Source organism: Limosilactobacillus coleohominis (genome assembly GCF_016901675.1).
Taxonomy (GTDB): Bacteria; Bacillota; Bacilli; order Lactobacillales; family Lactobacillaceae; genus Limosilactobacillus; species Limosilactobacillus intestinavium.
On the sequence record NZ_JACJKU010000011.1, the window covers coordinates 13,724 to 29,710 of the forward strand.

The window sequence follows — 15,987 nt, forward strand, 5'->3', positions numbered from 1 at the left end:
TTCACCTCACTGACACTTAAAGAACCAACGCGTTGTGTCATTTTGAATTGGTGACGTACCAAATTCACTAGTTACTTCAACCTTCTGAAAACCAACATTATGAAGTGCTTGTTTAACCTTTGAAAGTTCATATGAACGTTCAAAATGTGTCTCAGATAATCTTTGATATTGACCATTCTCTTGCCGGTCAAAAAATGATAGTTCATGAATGACCCCATGTTCAACATCATCATCCGCAAAGCTCGACCACATGAAAAAACGTTGGTCATCTTCGGACTGATAATTAAACATAAAGCCAGGATATACTTTATCCGTTTGATACGGGGTAATAATATCAAATAAAAATTGCCCGTCGGTCTTCAAGTGTTGTCGAACTTGATCAAATACCGTCTGTACTTCATCGATATTTTGCAAGTAACATAACGAATCCGCAAAACACGTTACAGTATCATATGTATCTAGTCCTGCTAAATCAAGCATGTTAGCTTCAACTAAGTTCAATTTAACTCCGGCCTCAGTTGCATGACTGGATGCCAATGATAACATCTCTTCAGAAAAATCTGCATCAGTGACATCATAACCATCACGAGCTAATAACACACCTAAACGTCCTGCCCCACCTGCTAAATCTAGCAGTTTGGAGTTGTTACTGGTATTGTCTTCTACATAATTCTGCCATTTTAAATAGAGCTCTTCATCAAAGAGCTCATCATAATATTGTGCAAAAGATCCATATATCATTTAATCGTTTACCCATTCATCAATATTTACAAGCGGTGCTTCTGACCACAACTTTTCAAGATTGTAGAAATGACGTGTATCTTCACGGAAAACATGAACAACAACATCACCTAGGTCTACTAGAACCCACTGAGCTGCATTTTTCCCTTCAACGCTGCCAATCTCAATTTGGTTCTTATGAGCCATTTCCACAATCGCATTGACAATGGCTTGAACTTGACGATCAGATCCGCCAGTCATAATAACAAAGTAGTCAGCCATTGGACTGATCTGGTCTACTTGCATCGCAACAATATCTTCAGCCCGCCGACCATCGGCTGCCTTAACAACTTTTTCAAGTAATTCTTTACTATCCATTAATTAATTTCCTTTCTATACTTCGGTACCCACGCATTATAAGTCGTTAGTGTCTGTGGATAAACAGGTTGACCCTTCTGAATCAAGTATTCCAATGTATGCTTAGTTTGATAAGCAACTCCCGCACCTAAATCATGTTTAGTGATTTGACGTGCTTCTTCTACTCCAGGAAAATCACGGCCAGGTTCAATATAGTCAGCCATATATATAATTTGCGCCAGCTTAGTCATATAAGAATTTCCAGTGGTATGTTGACGAATTGCGTTCAAAATATCTTCATCATGAACACCTAGCTCATCCTTGACCATTTCTGCACCTACAATACCGTGCCAAATTGCATTGCCATAATTTAATAACTGCGGATTTAATTTTTTATCACGGATGATTTGAATGAAATCCTTGTCGGAACGTTGCTTGGCATAATCATGACAAAGTCCTGCGATGCTTGCTTGTTCAACATCGACATCGTTTAATTGTGCTAACTCCATAGCAGTCTTTTCAACACGGCAAACATGTTCAAAACGTTCTTGAGATAGTGCTTCCTTTAAACGGTCAATTAATTCCAAACGAGTTAATGGTAATAAATGTTCATGGTAAACAATTGGTTCTTTAGTCAATGTATAACTGATGCTCCTTAATATATTTTTCTACTGCTTCAGGTACCATATACTTTATCGAACGCCCATCATGACAACGTTGACGAATATCTGTCGAAGAAAAATCAACTTCTGGAACGTCCACCCATATCACAGGATAATCACTCTTATTTTCTGCACCAGGACGACGAACTCCCACAAAATTAACCATCCGCATTAGTTCATGAATACGGTGCCATTTTGGAAGGTAATCAACCATATCACCGCCGATAATAAAATAATAATCGGTATCAGGATGGCGTTCCTTCAATTCCTTAATTGTGTCATATGTATAACTGACTCCGCCACGTTCAATTTCAGCCAATTCCAAACCTAGCATCGGATTATCTTTAGTTGCTAATTTCAACATATCAACCCGATAGTCGGCAGCAATTGCAGATTTTTTATCAACGTGGGGTGGAATCATGTCCGGCATTAATAGGACCTTATCCAAGCATAATGTTCTACCAACTTGATCGGCCACCAATAAGTGTGCATTATGGACTGGATTAAATGTTCCACCATATAAACCAATCCGCTTTCTTCTTTGTGAAAACACTTTTTGGTATTGGACTTTTGGTGTGACACTAACTTGTGATCGCACAGTTACCACTCCCTAAATTTTTCGTACGCGAACTGACACATTCCGGAGCTCAGGCTTATCTGATTCTTTAAATAAAACCAGCACTCGTCCAATAATTTGCACAACTTGGACATCACTGTGACTTTCAATAAATTCTTTTACTTCGTTCGTCGTTACATCTGAATTTTGTAAAATGTTAATCTTGATTAATTCACGACGATTAAGTGCACCATCCAACTGGGCCAGCCATTCCGGAGTTAACCCATTTTTACCAACACTGAAAATTGGTTGAAAATGATTCGCTTGTGCGCGTAAATATCTCTTTTGTTTTCCTCGTAATTGCATTTTGTTACTCCTTATATCATTGCTCTTCTCGTAAGAACCCGCACTCCTTTAGGAGCCCAACCAGCAATCGCAATGCCCTTTGGAACTGTAATCCATCCTAGACCTTCAAATACCAAATCGGTCTTTTCACTAGTTGAAAATTCAAATCTTTCCAGTGGTGGAATTTGTTCCTTATCTTCTAACGTCGGTGGCGTTAGTAGTTCACCGAGATGCTTTTGATAAAAATGATCAGCATTGCTTAACTTTGTTCGATGAAGGTTCAAATTATTGTCGAAGTATGCTACTACACCAACTTTAGGCCCCTTTAGATAATCAAAACGCCCAATACCGCCAAGAAAAATGGTTTGACCGTCACTCAATTGATAAGTACGCGGCTTAATTTCCTTTTGAGGAGAAATTAATTTTAACGCTGTGGCGGGAAGAACATGTGCCATTTGATGCTGATGGATAATTCCTGGTGTATCAACTAATTCATGACCATCATCAAGAGGAATTTCAATTTTATCTAGCGTGGTGCCAGGAAAACGTGATGTTGTAATTAAATCCTGAACCCCTGTCCGTTGTTTAATAATCTGATTAATTAATGTTGATTTACCAACATTGGTAACACCAACCACATAAACATCACGATGATGGCGATATTTTTCAATTTCATTCAGCAAATCTTCAATTTGATGATTCTTTTTTGCAGATACGAGCACTGTATCAATTGGACGGATCCCTGCCAAATTGGCCTGCTGTCTAATCCAATCACGAAGTCGTGAACGGCGTAATGACCGTGGTAATAAATCTTCCTTATTACCAACTAATAGTACCGGGTTGTCACCTACAAAACGATGTAATCCTGGAATCAAGCTACCATTGAAATCAAAAATATCAACTACATAAACGATCAATGCGTTAGCATCACGAATATGATTAAGTAGTTGCAAGAAATCGTCATCCGTTAGAGATACCGGTGCTATTTCATTATAATGACGAAGGCGAAAACAACGTTGACAATACAATTCATTATTTTCCAACCCCTTTTTAATCGCTGCCTGAGGAGTATATCCAGGTTCTTTGGGATCTTCTGATTGAATCACTGCTCCGCAGCCAATACAACGTAATTCTTCATTTGTAGTCTCTTGTTCAGTCATTCAAATCCTCCTGCCATTTCATATTCGGATACTTTTTTTGTAGATCTTTCATTACAAACTTTTCGAAGAAACGATTAATTTGGGTGTCCCATTTATCGGTATTGATTAATGGTTTAACCAAAATAGATCGGACTCCAGCAGTATTAGCGGCCAACATATCCGTCATTAGCTGATCGCCAACCATTACTACTTCGGATTTTTTTAATCCTAATCGTTTACGTGCCGTTGTAATTCCAAAACTAAGGGGCTTCAATGATCGTGATACAAATGGTAAATTCAAATTGCGCACTGCTTTACTAACCCGCTTAGCACTATTATTGGAAACAACAATTAATGGAATTCCAGCTTGGTGTAAATCTGCCATCCACTTGCGTAATTCCGGTGTTCCATTAGGATTGTTCCAGGCAATTAAAGTATTATCTAAGTCTGATAACACCGCCTTAATACCATGTTCCTTTAATTGAGTAGGCGAAATATTGTAAACTGTGTCAACCATCCAGGTTGGTTTAAATTTTGCTATCAAAGTTTTACCTCGCGATTTATTGATCATTATAATTATAACGATTGCACTAGTAGGGTTCAATTAATAAAAAAGATTAGGGCTCTCTCAAACGGGCACCCTAATCTTTTAATCATTAATTCTGATTAGTTTAAAGCTTTCTTGGCTGCGTCAACAACGGCCTTGAATCCTTCAGGATCGTTAACAGCTAAGTCTGCTAACATCTTACGGTTGATGTCAATGTTAGCAAGCTTCAAGCCGTGCATTAACTTGCTGTAGCTAATGTCATTCATACGTGCACCGGCGTTAATCCGTGCAATCCAGAGTTCACGGAACTTACGCTTGTTTACCTTACGGTCACGGAAAGCATAAGTGTAACTCTTCATAACTTGGTCTTTAGCAGTCTTGAAAAGACGGTGCTTTGAACCAGTATAACCCTTAGCTAATTTCATAATGCGCTTACGACGAGCGCGTGTAACTGTTCCACCTTTAACTCGCATAGTGGTAACCTCCTAGTTTGATTTGTAGTATTGTCTATTTAGCAGTATTGCATTACTTTGCAGGAAGCATCTTCTTGAAACGCTTTACGTTGGACTTGTCTAACATGCTCAAACCACGTAATTGACGACGTTGCTTCTTAGTCTTACCGTGGAAACGGTGACTAGTAAATGAGTTACCACTCTTGAAACCGCCTTTAGCAGTCCGCTTGAAACGCTTTGCAGCAGCGCGATTAGTCTTCATCTTTGGCATAACTATTTCCTACCTTCTCTTTATTTTTTTGCCTTATCTGTAATTGGGGCAAGTGTTAAAAACATGCTCCGTCCTTCCATCTTTGGTCGTTGAACAACGGTGGCAATGTCTTTAGTTTCATCTGCCATCTTTTCAATCATGTCACGACCGATATCCTTATGCGTGATCGCCCGACCACGGAAACGTAAGGAAACTCGAACTTTATCACCTTTGCTGATGAACTTCCGAACCCGATTGAGTTTGACATTAAAGTCATTAGTATCAATCGTTGGGCTTAAGCGGATTTCCTTAACCGCTTGAGTCTTTTGATTCTTACGAGCTTCACGTTCTTTTTTCTGCATCTCAAAACGATACTTTCCGTAATCCATAATCCGAGCAACTGCTGGACGAGCCTTTGGCGCAACAAGCACCAAATCAAGACCAGCATCTTCAGCTAATTGAAGAGCTTCACGCTTGGATTTAACACCCAATTGATTACCTTCTTGGTCAATCAACCGCACTTCTTTGGCACGGATACCGTTATTGACATTCATTCCTTGAGCTATGGCAATACACCTCCAATTTTGATAACGAAAGAACAAGCAAAAAAAGCGAGGTACCAAGGCACCCCGCTTGAAAAATACTAAACCAAATTAAAGATTTAGTTTCATTCAACTCGTCAGCCCGGCAACTCTAGTCACCAAGGCGAGAAGCGGGTGCTTCTGCTTTTCTTTCAACATTTAATAGACTACTCGATTCAGAACCGTTTGTCAAGGTTCAATCAACATTTTATCCTCGTTGACGAAGATTAGGACCAACCATGTGAATTTCTCGTGATAAGAACCGGACTCTTTCCATAATTCTCTTAGCCTTTAGCGGTTCAACATTACCACTGGAATCTTGCGCTAAATGGTCAGTCAGTTGATCCATTGTAAAATTCGAACTAAAGAACGTTGGTAGTTCTTCTTGCATCCGATATTCAAGAATAACCCCCAAAACATCATCACGAAGCCAGGCAGAAAGTGCATCTGCACCAATATCGTCAATCATTAAAATTGGTGCTTTCATTACCGTATCACGTTCCTGTGTAGTGGTGTTATTGCTAATGGCACTCTTCATATTAACTGCAAACGTTGGGAAATGAATCAAAGTACTTTTTATTCCCTGATCCGCCAATTCATTTGCGATGGCGCCTAGCAAGTAAGTCTTTCCAACACCAAAACTACCAGATAAGTATATTCCAGGCAGAAAATCCTTTTGTGGATAATGACTTACAAATTCAATGGCCGCATTGAATGCTTCTGCCCGACCTTCATTATTAGAGTAATAGTTATCAAAAGATGCATTCTCGATAAACTTAGGCATAAACCGGCGGGATACCCGGTTGCGTTTAGCCTGAATGGCTTGCTGACGCAATAATTGATCAGTTGGCACGTAAGTTACATCGATTTGTTTAGCAGACACTACCAAGCGCGGAGTATATCCCGGAGCAACGCTGGCTCCACCATTTTGTACCAGATGTTTTTCGTGAACAAACTCATAAAGTTTAGAACGCCCACGTTTAATATCATCCTCTGTAAGCTGATCATGGTGCTCGCTCAAAAACTTCTTAACATCTGCGTCCGCGAAAACCTCTTGGAAAATTTTATCGTAATTTTTATTTTGGCTTTTTCCACGTAAAAGATTATTAATTGGTTCCATCATTGCTCACCTCACTCCTATTTATTCTTTCGCTGTTTCTTTCTCAAATTTGCCAATAATTGTTGTGACTTGGCAATTTGTTCTGACGAGGCAGGTTTCACATTCGGTTGATAATCTTCCTTGGCCCAGTCAGGCAATTGTTCTTTAATTGTGCCGCGTCGATTACGATATGATCGTCGTTTAGTTTGCCTTTGCTGGCGTTGTTCTTGATGATGACGAATTTCATTATAGGCGTCAACTGACGTTTTCACTCCGGCTCGTCCCCAATTATTAGCAATCGTATCAGCCAAATTGGCTTTTACAGTTCCTAAACCCTGTTCTCCAATAATATACCATAAGAGCAGGTTGATCGCACCATTAGATAACCCACTCTGGCTAACTAAACGTTCAACAATCACTCGTTCCGCAGAACTAATGTAACCATGGGTTTGTTGTTTTAACTGAGCCAAAAAGGCCATTGGCGCCTGTTGTTCGCACTGTTTAAGTAATTCTTGGACTTCCGGAGCCAATCCAGCCATGTCTAAATCATTTGCAGATTTAGAAGGCACCGTTGACGTTTGTTGGTTTTGCCGAGTGTCTGCCCTTCTAGCCAATAATTTAAATTGATCGACATCAAATTCGTTGTCTACCACATTAATTGCTCTTTCAATTAATTTGGCGATTGCTAATTCATCGTAACCATATGTCCGATGTTCAACCAGAATTAATTGACGATTTTTTTGAACAATCTCTGGATCCTGTCCTTCGCCTGATAACTGTTGAGCAACTAAGTGCAAACTAAAATCATCATCTTGCGGGATTTTGTTATAAGCCACTCGATGAGCGGTCGCATCGGTAACTTTTTGTTGTGCTTCACGTAATACTGGATCAGCATTTAACTGCTGGTCATGTTCAGGGTGAAAGACATCAAAAAAAGAATGACTGATATTTTCAAAGTCGTCCATATTCATGCTAGAAGCAGTGACCTGATCACTTAACTGTTTAAAACGATCAGGGCCTACCATCGCCAACAACTGCACACTTAATAAATCATCTTTAATAAATTCAGCAGGGGTGAGTGTCGAATGAAGTTCAAGAATCAATACATCGCCCATTTCATCATGACGCACAAACGTTTTAATTAATCCTACTGCTTCTAGTTGATGCAAAGTTTCAGTAACCGTTGCTAAACCTGCATTTAACTTCACCAACAGTCCAGAAAATGGCTGACGATCAGTCACCAATGGGTGTCGGTGTATTTCTTGTCGAAGAGCAGAAAAAAGCCCCAGAGCATTGGGACTCATTAAGGGCTGATAGTAATTAACAAATGTTGTTTCATTATAGTTTGCTAAGTCAAGGGCTGCACTAACGATATACCCCGTCTTAGGCGAAATTTGCAACTTAGTCATGCTGATCACTCCGCTTACCTTTACCAACCATGGATTGCAATTCGCTCATAAAAGCATCAACATCCTTAAATTGCCTGTATACACTAGCAAAACGAATGTAGGACACTTCATCAACTTGTTTTAGTTCATCCATTACGTACTTACCAATCAGCTGACTAGAAACTTCAGTCTCCCCTAGCCGACGGACTTGGCTTTCAACCTTATCAGCAATCTTCGTCAACTGTTCCATACTTACCGGACGCTTCTCGGCAGAGCGCACTAACCCATTCAAGATTTTTTGACGGTTAAATTCTTGACGAGTGCCATCTTTTTTTACCACTAACAATGGCGTTTCTTCATAACGTTCAAATGTTGTAAAGCGAAAGCCGCAATGAGCACACTCACGACGTCGTCTGATACTGGTACCATCTTCACTTGGACGACTATCCACTACTCGTGACCCATTCTTATGACAATGTGGACAAATCAAGCTTGTGTCCCTCCTTGCTGCTTATTATTAATAATCTGTTTAACGGTATATTAATTATACCACATCATGGTCTAACCACTTGATTCAGCCATTTTTTTACTTGTTGTCTAGTTTCTTCAACCGAACCGTTATTATCAATAACAACATCCGCTAAGCGTTCTTTTGAGCTTAATGGCATTTGGCTTGCTACTCTATTCTTTGCCTCATCCATCGTAAGATGATTACGGTTCATCAAACGCTCCAATTGTTGTTGCGGTTGAGCACTAACCACCATTACAACATCACAAAGATCTTCATAATGTTGTTCATATAATAGTGGGACATCTATGACGACCACCGGATCTTTGGAAGTACTAATTGGTTCTTGAATCCGTTCACGAATGATTGGCTGTAAAATTCGATTCAATTGTTGCAACTGTTCAGATGACGTAAATACCAGTTGTGCGAGGTGTTGTCTGTCTAGTAGGCCATCACTCGTTAACACTTTTTCTCCAAAGGTATCCGTAATCATCCTTAGACCCTTAGTACCTGGTTCAACAACCTGACGAGCGATAACGTCAGCATCAATAATTGAATATCCTAATTCTTTCAAATAATTACTAACCGTTGTCTTACCAGTAGCAATGCCCCCTGTTAAGCCAATTACCATCGTCATTGTTCAATAAACTCCTGACAATGTGGGCAATAAGTAGTTCCTCGTTGAGCAACTTTGATTTTAATCATCTTCGTACCACAGCGTGGGCACTTTTCACCACCATGATCGTATGCTTTGAGATAGTCTTGGAATCCACCAGCATCACCAAAAGCATTCTTATAAGTGTGGACAGTAGTTCCCTTATGATCAGTTGCAGTAGCAATTTCTTTAATAATATTTTCTCTTAGGACCTTCGCCTGTTCAGTCGTTAGGGAATTGGCAGGTTGTTCTGGGTTAATTTTGCTCATCCATAAAACTTCATCGCAATAGATGTTCCCTAAACCAGCCACGTGCTTCTGGTTTAATAAAAATGGCTTTATCTTACCCCGGCTCTTATGTAATATCTTTTCAAAATAATCAAGAGTAAAGTCTTTTTCGGTAGGTTCTGGTCCAATTGTCTTCAACCCGCCATAATTCATTTCTGTTCCGGTTGGCACCAAGTGCATCCGCCCAAATTTACGGGTATCTCGATAACAAAGGTCAGTATCATTATCAAGGTGAAAAATTACATGAGTGTGCTTGTCAACTGGTAAACCAGTCTTTTGTTTAAAATAGCTTCCTTCCATTCGCAAATGAGAAATCATCGTTAATTGGTTGGTAAAGCGAAAAAGAAGATATTTCCCCCGTCGATCAACCCTTTTGATGGTTTGACCAATTAGTGCTTCACGAAATTCTTCAACATCATTTTCAATGGTTTTACCATAATTGACGGCAATGCCCACAATCTTATGACCATCCGCAATTTGATTTAATCCCCGACGCACCGTTTCAACTTCTGGTAATTCAGGCATTCTCATTATCTCCTTCGTTTATTTTAGAATAATTATAAACTATTAAAAACCATTTGCAAGGTTAATACCAATGTTGGGCCTTGCTAAATAAACAAAGGGCCCAGCAATGCGTTGGAACCCTTTCTTATTTTGATACTTATGCGAAATAATTAAAATTTCTTCAGATCATACCATGTATCGCCAACTTTGCTTTCCACTTTTAGTGGTACATCTAATTTCACAGCCGAATCCATTACCTTTGGCACAAGTTCCTTTAATCGTGGAATTTCTTCTTCCGGTGCTTCAAAGATTAATTCGTCATGGATTTGTAAAAGCATTTTGGCGTGTAACCCTTCATCACGCAATTTATCTGCCATCCGAATCATCGCAATCTTAATAATATCAGCTGCACTTCCTTGAATTGGAGTATTCATTGCAGTCCGTTCAGCAAAGGAGCGCCGACTGAAATTCTTGGAGTTGATTTCCGGCAAATAACGACGTCGGTGGGTAATTGTTTCTACATAGCCTTGCTGTCGAGCTTTTTTCACAATGTTTTCAATGTATTCCTTAACACCCGGAAATTCTTTGAAGTAATTTTGAATAAACTCATGAGCTTGTTTTCTGGAAACATGGATGTTCTGTGACAATCCGTAATCGCTAATGCCGTATACAATTCCGAAGTTAACCGCCTTTGCTTGACGACGCATATTTGGCGTAACTTGTTCATCTGGTAATAGGTTAAAAATCCGTCGAGCTGTACTTTCGTGAATATCTTTACCATCAATGAAGTCTTGTTGTAAAGCATGGTCACCAGTAACATGGGCCAACACCCGCAGTTCAACTTGTGAGTAGTCGCTTGAGAAGATCTTCCAACCTTGATGGCTTGGTTTAAATGCTTTTCTGATTTTACGTCCTTCTTCCAGACGAACCGGAATATTTTGCAGGTTAGGATCAACTGAGGATAAACGTCCCGTTTGCGTTAATGTTTGTAAATAACGGGTGTGAATCTTTTGATCTGATGAGTGAATGACTTTTAACAATCCCGTAATATATGTGGATTGGATTTTGGCAATTTGCCGGTAAACTAAAATATTGTCAATAATGAGTGCTTTCCCCTGAAGTTTTTCTAAGACTTCTACAGAGGTTGAATAACCAGTCTTAGTCTTTTTGATAACTGGAAGTTGAAGCTTCTCAAATAGGATTGTCCCTAATTGCTTCGTTGAATTAATATTAAACTCTTCACCAGCCTCATCATAGATTGCTTGCTCCAATTCTGCCAGCCGTTCCTTCAGCTTGCTTCCCATATTCTTCAAAGTAGTAGCATCAACATGCACCCCGGCAATTTCCATGTTAGCAAGAACTAATGACAGTGGTCGTTCAATATCTGTATAGAGTGCCCACTGTTCATTCTCATGCAATTTTTTGCTGAGTTTTGCATTTAATTCTTCAATTGCACGTCCCTTAGCTGCTAAATGACTGAAGAAGACTTGATCATCGTCAGGAATATGGCGTCCCTTACCTTTCCCATATACTTCTTCATCACTTTGGACACCATAGTAATCATGCTCGTGAGCTAATTGTCCAAGGTCATTGCTATTATCATTTGTGTTCAACAAATATGACACTAATAATAAATCAAACCCAATGCCTTGAAGATCAATGCCTAAACGATGCAGCCCCACATAATGAGCTTTAGCGTTAAAAGTATCCTTTTGAATTTGGTCATTTTCTAACAAGTCTTTAATCACAGGGGTGGTTAACAAATCTACGTTGCGACTCACCCACCAATGGTCTCCGTTGCCAATTACAAATCCGGCAAATGGTGAAACATGATAATTAGCATCAGGCATCTCCAAGAAAAAGGAAATCCGTGATTTGAGTTTTGATAATTCACCAATATTACTTTCTGTTAATTCGGTGAATTTAATATCTGCAGCGGCTTTTTGACCGCCTTGTGGGGTAATGTTCATCTTGGCTAAGAATGACTTAAAATCTAACTTTTCGAATAATTCTACTAGTTCTTCTTGTTGGGGGCCCTGATATGTTAAGTCAGCCAACTTCACCTCAATTGGTGCATCACGTCTAATGCGGGCCAAATCTTGGCATTGACGTGCAATGTCCTCTTCATTAATCAAGTTTTCTTTTCGTTTGCTCTTTTTCATTTCATCGATATTTTCATAAATACCGTCGAGCGAGCCATACTTCTGAATTAAACTGATCGCAGTCTTTTCACCGATTTTGGTAACTCCTGGATAGTTATCTGAACTATCCCCCATCAACGCCTTAACATCAATAAACTGCGTTGGCGTTACTCCCAATTTTTCCATCATATATTCAGGAGTAAAGTGTTCAGTTTGAGTAACCCCTTTTTTAGTAACAGCCACTGTCGTTGTTTCAGTAGCCAGTTGGGTTAAATCCCGGTCTCCCGAAACAATTAACGTTTCATAACCAGCTTGATCCGCCCGCTTAGCAAGTGTTCCGATAATGTCATCAGCTTCATAATTTTTCAGTTCGTAGCTGTGAAGTCCGGATGCTTTCACTAACTGACGAACATACGGTAACTGTTCCGTAAGCTCTTCTGGAGTCTTGGCACGTTCTGCCTTATAATCAGCATATTTTTTCGTCCGAAAAGTGGTTTTACCAGCATCAAAGGCCACCAGTGCTGCATCGGGATGAAATTTATCCAACACGTGATCCAACATTAATTTAAAACCATATATCGCAGCCGTGTGCAGGCCATCTTGATTTGTAAATCGATCGATCTGGGTATGCATAGCATAGAACGCCCGAAATACAATGCTGTTTCCATCAATTAGTAGTAATTGCTTCTTTGGCATAGTTTAACCTCGCTCTCTTTCTACTCTTTATTGTACCAAGCTTTCCTCCAAATGAAAAAGGAGCGGTTCCCCCGTTATAGGGATCACTCCTTTCACCTTTTTATTTAAATAGATTTTAGTTCCGATCACTCATACCAAAGATTTGCAGTAATGACAAGAACAAGTTAATGAAGTCTAAGTATAGTTGTAAGGCGCCAAGAATTGCTAACCCGCTTACTGATACTTGACTACCATAGTTCATGTAAATACTCTTCATCTTTTGTGCATCCCATCCTGTTAACACAACAAAGATGATCACAGCAATATAAGAGAAGACATAGGTAATAGCAGCGCTCCGCAAGAACATGTTAATTAGGCTAGCAATGATTAAAGCAATCAAAGCAGCAAAAGCATGGCTCCCTGCTCGGCTAAGGTCACGCTTAGTAACAGTTCCATAAATTGCCATTGTAATAAAGACCACTGATGATGACAAGAAAGCAGCAGCAATATTATCAGTTGTGTAGGCCATGGAAATCAGTGAAAATTCAAAACCGTAAATCACTGAAATTACCATTAACATAATGAAACTACCAGCAGGATTACGGGTAGCACTAAAACTAATCCCCATCGACAACGCAATTGGCAATAATAAAATTAGCCAAATCATTCCACTATGTTGGGTAGCAAATGCTAATGACGCAGCACGTAAGGGTACCATTGTTAAATATGCAACCAGTGCTGAAACGATGACAGCCACAGACATTAGTCCATACATTCGGGTTAAGAAACTATTTAAGCCCGCCGTATTAACTTCCTGGCGTGGTTCACGTGAAAAATTGTCCACAAATAATTCCTCCTCAAAATTAAATTTACGAAAAATGGTAGCAAATGCCACCATCTAATTCAAGTTATTTTATGCTTTTAAATTATTTCTTTAATAATTTAGCATACGCATCTTCATATTTTTCAATATCCCCTGCACCCATAAATACAACAACTTCATTATGGTATTGAAGTAATTTATCCATTGAATCCATATCAATGTCTTCACTTCCGGGAATCAATCGTTCTAGGTCATTGCTTGAAACATGACCAGCATTTTCACGAATTGATCCAAAAATTGGGGTTACAAAAGTCTTATCAGCCTTACTCAATGACTTACCAAACTCAGTTAAGTAGGCTTGTAAACGTGAATATGTGTGTGGTTGGAAGACTGTAATAATTTGTTTATCAGGATACTTTTGGCAAGCAGCATCAATTGTTGCTTTAATCTCTGATGGGTGGTGAGCATAGTCATCAATGATCGTCATGTCACCTAATTTACTTTCGCTAAAACGACGCTTAACACCAGAGAAATTAGCTAATTCTTGTTGAATTGCATCCAAATCAACATGTTCCATGTAGGCAACAGCAATAACCGCCAAACTATTTAAAACACTGTGTTCACCATATAAGTGAATAGTAAATGTTCCTAATTTTTGATCATGATAGTAAGCATCATAAGTAGAACCGGCAGGGGTCCGTTGAATGTTCTCAGCACGGAAATCATCCTGTGGATTAGTTCCATAATAATATACCGGAACATCAACATCTAACTTCCGAAGATTCTCATCGTCACCCCAAGCGAAAATACCTTTTTTAACCTGTTTACCATAGGTTTCAAATGAATTTCGCACATCATCAATATCTTTAAAGTAATCAGGGTGGTCGAAATCAATATTGGTCATAATGGCATAGTCAGGATGATATGCCAAGAAATGATCACGGTATTCGTCAGCTTCAAAGACAAAGAATCGGGAATCAGGTTCACCATGGCCTACCCCATCACCAATTAAATAGCTGGTGGGTTCAACATTGGACAAAACATGTGACAATAGCCCAGTAGTACTGGTCTTACCATGAGCACCGGCAATTCCAATGGAAGTATTATTTTCAATGACTTGTTCAACCGTTTCTGGGTAAGTTTGAACTGTTAACCCCATTTTGTTGGCTTGAACAATTTCTGGATGATCGTCATTGAAAGCATTCCCTTTCACGATGATCATTCCAGGTTTTAAATTAGCGGGATCAAAGCGGTGAATAGCGATTCCTGCTTTTTCAAGCGGTGCCTGCGTAAAAGTTTCTTTTTCAATATCAGAACCTTCAACGTGATTGCCAAGGTCATTTAAAATACGGGCTAATGAAGCCATTCCAGTTCCTTTAATTCCAACAAAGTAGTAATTTTTTTGGTTATTCATGATGGTTATCCCTTCCAGCATTCTTAGGCAAACAATTGGTTGCCACGATCAAAATCAAATGCATCACCGTTTTCAGCGAAATCGTCATCTAAAATTAGACAACCAGGTTTATTAGGAGCATTTTTCAGTCCTAATTCACGCGGTGTACAAATCATTCCGTCACTTTCAACACCCAGTAATTTACCTGGCCAAATGAGTTTACCATTAGGCATCATTGTACCAACGGTGGCTGCTACCACTTTGATGTTTGCTCTTAAATTAACTGAGCCACATACAATTTGGCGTTTTTCATTACCAAAGTCCACCGTGGCAATGTGAAGGTGGTCAGACTTAGGATGATCAACCATTTTTTCAACGTAGCCAACTTGGAAATGTGGTTTGTCACTATATTCTAATAATTTGTCAAAGCCAGCCGACTTAATATGGTCATTCAAAGTAGCCACTTGTTCTGCAGTTAATGTAACATTACCATTCTGTTCCTTTAATTCAGGCAAAACTTCACTGGCTGCTAATACATTATAGCCAATTAGTTGGCCACTTTTTTCATTTGTAATCTGGACAACGTTGTCCTTTTTAGTTTCAGTTTGGTTGCCATTGCCAGCAGCTACCATCAATACTAAAACGTCTCCCATTTCATGGGGGTTATAACTTGCGATTAGCATCTCTTTTATCATCTCTCTTAATTCAGTCTTCTATTCTTTTTAACAGATAGATTGTACCATAAACCCGTTAGCATAAATATATTTAAATTAACGATTAGTCAAATTAATCCCATCGGTGGATTATAGAATGAAGTTAGCCACCCAGTTGGTGGTAAATAAAAAAACGCCATTCGGCGTGACATCAGGTATCATATTAAGTGAACCAAACCTATATGAAAGGAT

Annotated in this window: 19 protein-coding genes and 1 other annotated feature; all 19 genes read right to left on the reverse strand. The window is 39.3% G+C overall.

Annotated elements, in window-relative coordinates:
- Positions 1 to 6: 6 nt before the first annotated feature.
- Complete coding sequence (locus H5975_RS02060; RefSeq protein ID WP_204784678.1) at positions 7 to 741, reverse strand: class I SAM-dependent DNA methyltransferase; 735 nt, start codon at positions 739 to 741, stop codon at positions 7 to 9.
- The gene (rsfS, locus tag H5975_RS02065) at positions 742 to 1,098 is read right to left on the reverse strand and encodes a ribosome silencing factor (protein WP_178659586.1); all 357 of its coding nucleotides are present in this window, start codon (positions 1,096 to 1,098) and stop codon (positions 742 to 744) included.
- Positions 1,098 to 1,715 carry a bis(5'-nucleosyl)-tetraphosphatase (symmetrical) YqeK gene (yqeK, locus tag H5975_RS02070; RefSeq protein WP_204784679.1) on the reverse strand — a complete coding sequence of 206 codons (618 nt, stop codon included), beginning with the start codon at positions 1,713 to 1,715 and terminating at the stop codon, positions 1,098 to 1,100. The genes rsfS and yqeK overlap by 1 nt, the downstream gene beginning before the upstream one ends.
- Complete coding sequence (locus H5975_RS02075; RefSeq protein WP_204784680.1) at positions 1,708 to 2,337, reverse strand: nicotinate-nucleotide adenylyltransferase; 630 nt, start codon at positions 2,335 to 2,337, stop codon at positions 1,708 to 1,710. Before H5975_RS02075 ends, yqeK begins: the two co-directional genes overlap by 8 nt.
- Positions 2,338 to 2,349: 12 nt before the next feature.
- Positions 2,350 to 2,661 (reverse strand): ribosome assembly RNA-binding protein YhbY, encoded by a 312-nt coding sequence (yhbY, locus tag H5975_RS02080; protein WP_204784681.1) that lies wholly within the window; start codon positions 2,659 to 2,661, stop codon positions 2,350 to 2,352.
- 11 nt (positions 2,662 to 2,672) lie between these two features.
- Complete coding sequence (yqeH, locus tag H5975_RS02085) at positions 2,673 to 3,800, reverse strand: ribosome biogenesis GTPase YqeH (RefSeq protein ID WP_204784682.1); 1,128 nt, start codon at positions 3,798 to 3,800, stop codon at positions 2,673 to 2,675.
- Positions 3,793 to 4,323, reverse strand: a complete 531-nt coding sequence (locus H5975_RS02090; RefSeq protein WP_204784683.1) for a YqeG family HAD IIIA-type phosphatase — start codon at positions 4,321 to 4,323, stop codon at positions 3,793 to 3,795. Before H5975_RS02090 ends, yqeH begins: the two co-directional genes overlap by 8 nt.
- 122 nt (positions 4,324 to 4,445) lie before the next feature.
- On the reverse strand, positions 4,446 to 4,799 hold the full coding sequence (gene rplT, locus H5975_RS02095) for a 50S ribosomal protein L20 (protein ID WP_178659592.1): 354 nt from the start codon (positions 4,797 to 4,799) through the stop codon (positions 4,446 to 4,448).
- Positions 4,800 to 4,851: 52 nt separating this feature from the next.
- On the reverse strand, positions 4,852 to 5,049 hold the full coding sequence (gene rpmI / locus H5975_RS02100; RefSeq protein ID WP_204784684.1) for a 50S ribosomal protein L35: 198 nt from the start codon (positions 5,047 to 5,049) through the stop codon (positions 4,852 to 4,854).
- A gap of 20 nt (positions 5,050 to 5,069) precedes the next feature.
- Positions 5,070 to 5,582: a translation initiation factor IF-3 gene (infC, locus tag H5975_RS02105; protein WP_178659594.1), complete on the reverse strand. Its 513-nt coding sequence runs from the start codon at positions 5,580 to 5,582 to the stop codon at positions 5,070 to 5,072.
- A gap of 43 nt (positions 5,583 to 5,625) precedes the next feature.
- Positions 5,626 to 5,762 (reverse strand) — a sequence feature (ribosomal protein L20 leader region).
- Between the two features lie 55 nt (positions 5,763 to 5,817).
- Complete coding sequence (dnaI, locus tag H5975_RS02110; RefSeq protein ID WP_204784692.1) at positions 5,818 to 6,729, reverse strand: primosomal protein DnaI; 912 nt, start codon at positions 6,727 to 6,729, stop codon at positions 5,818 to 5,820.
- 17 nt (positions 6,730 to 6,746) lie between these two features.
- Positions 6,747 to 8,117 carry a DnaD domain protein gene (locus tag H5975_RS02115; RefSeq protein ID WP_204784685.1) on the reverse strand — a complete coding sequence of 457 codons (1,371 nt, stop codon included), beginning with the start codon at positions 8,115 to 8,117 and terminating at the stop codon, positions 6,747 to 6,749.
- Positions 8,110 to 8,586 (reverse strand): transcriptional regulator NrdR, encoded by a 477-nt coding sequence (nrdR, locus tag H5975_RS02120; RefSeq protein ID WP_178659596.1) that lies wholly within the window; start codon positions 8,584 to 8,586, stop codon positions 8,110 to 8,112. Before nrdR ends, H5975_RS02115 begins: the two co-directional genes overlap by 8 nt.
- Positions 8,587 to 8,650: 64 nt before the next feature.
- Positions 8,651 to 9,241, reverse strand: a complete 591-nt coding sequence (gene coaE / locus H5975_RS02125) for a dephospho-CoA kinase (RefSeq protein ID WP_204784686.1) — start codon at positions 9,239 to 9,241, stop codon at positions 8,651 to 8,653.
- Positions 9,238 to 10,071: a bifunctional DNA-formamidopyrimidine glycosylase/DNA-(apurinic or apyrimidinic site) lyase gene (gene mutM, locus H5975_RS02130; protein WP_204784687.1), complete on the reverse strand. Its 834-nt coding sequence runs from the start codon at positions 10,069 to 10,071 to the stop codon at positions 9,238 to 9,240. Before mutM ends, coaE begins: the two co-directional genes overlap by 4 nt.
- A 149-nt stretch (positions 10,072 to 10,220) precedes the next feature.
- Positions 10,221 to 12,887 (reverse strand): DNA polymerase I, encoded by a 2,667-nt coding sequence (polA, locus tag H5975_RS02135; RefSeq protein ID WP_204784688.1) that lies wholly within the window; start codon positions 12,885 to 12,887, stop codon positions 10,221 to 10,223.
- 115 nt (positions 12,888 to 13,002) lie between these two features.
- Complete coding sequence (locus H5975_RS02140) at positions 13,003 to 13,710, reverse strand: Bax inhibitor-1 family protein (RefSeq protein WP_204784689.1); 708 nt, start codon at positions 13,708 to 13,710, stop codon at positions 13,003 to 13,005.
- An 82-nt stretch (positions 13,711 to 13,792) separates the two neighbouring features.
- Entirely contained in the window at positions 13,793 to 15,103 is a 1,311-nt protein-coding gene (murC, locus tag H5975_RS02145) for a UDP-N-acetylmuramate--L-alanine ligase (RefSeq protein ID WP_204784690.1), read from the reverse strand.
- 23 nt (positions 15,104 to 15,126) lie between these two features.
- Positions 15,127 to 15,765, reverse strand: coding sequence for a YtpR family tRNA-binding protein (ytpR, locus tag H5975_RS02150; RefSeq protein ID WP_178659602.1), 639 nt, complete (start codon positions 15,763 to 15,765; stop codon positions 15,127 to 15,129).
- Positions 15,766 to 15,987: the final 222 nt, after the last annotated feature.

Excerpts from the sequence above, each read along its gene's own strand:
- rpmI (WP_204784684.1), bottom strand. The coding sequence starts at position 5,049 with ATGCCAAAGATGAAGACTAATCGCGCTGCTGCAAAGCGTTTCAAGCGG.
- infC (WP_178659594.1), bottom strand. The coding sequence starts at position 5,582 with ATGAATGTCAATAACGGTATCCGTGCCAAAGAAGTGCGGTTGATTGAC.
- yhbY (WP_204784681.1), bottom strand. The coding sequence starts at position 2,661 with ATGCAATTACGAGGAAAACAAAAGAGATATTTACGCGCACAAGCGAAT.
- rsfS (WP_178659586.1), bottom strand. The coding sequence starts at position 1,098 with ATGGATAGTAAAGAATTACTTGAAAAAGTTGTTAAGGCAGCCGATGGT.
- rplT (WP_178659592.1), bottom strand. The coding sequence starts at position 4,799 with ATGCGAGTTAAAGGTGGAACAGTTACACGCGCTCGTCGTAAGCGCATT.
- dnaI (WP_204784692.1), bottom strand. The coding sequence starts at position 6,729 with ATGGAACCAATTAATAATCTTTTACGTGGAAAAAGCCAAAATAAAAAT.
- yqeH (WP_204784682.1), bottom strand. The coding sequence starts at position 3,800 with ATGACTGAACAAGAGACTACAAATGAAGAATTACGTTGTATTGGCTGC.
- H5975_RS02060 (WP_204784678.1), bottom strand. The coding sequence starts at position 741 with ATGATATATGGATCTTTTGCACAATATTATGATGAGCTCTTTGATGAA.
- coaE (WP_204784686.1), bottom strand. The coding sequence starts at position 9,241 with ATGACGATGGTAATTGGCTTAACAGGGGGCATTGCTACTGGTAAGACA.
- murC (WP_204784690.1), bottom strand. The coding sequence starts at position 15,103 with ATGAATAACCAAAAAAATTACTACTTTGTTGGAATTAAAGGAACTGGA.
- mutM (WP_204784687.1), bottom strand. The coding sequence starts at position 10,071 with ATGCCTGAATTACCAGAAGTTGAAACGGTGCGTCGGGGATTAAATCAA.
- ytpR (WP_178659602.1), bottom strand. The coding sequence starts at position 15,765 with ATGCTAATCGCAAGTTATAACCCCCATGAAATGGGAGACGTTTTAGTA.
- polA (WP_204784688.1), bottom strand. The coding sequence starts at position 12,887 with ATGCCAAAGAAGCAATTACTACTAATTGATGGAAACAGCATTGTATTT.
- H5975_RS02115 (WP_204784685.1), bottom strand. The coding sequence starts at position 8,117 with ATGACTAAGTTGCAAATTTCGCCTAAGACGGGGTATATCGTTAGTGCA.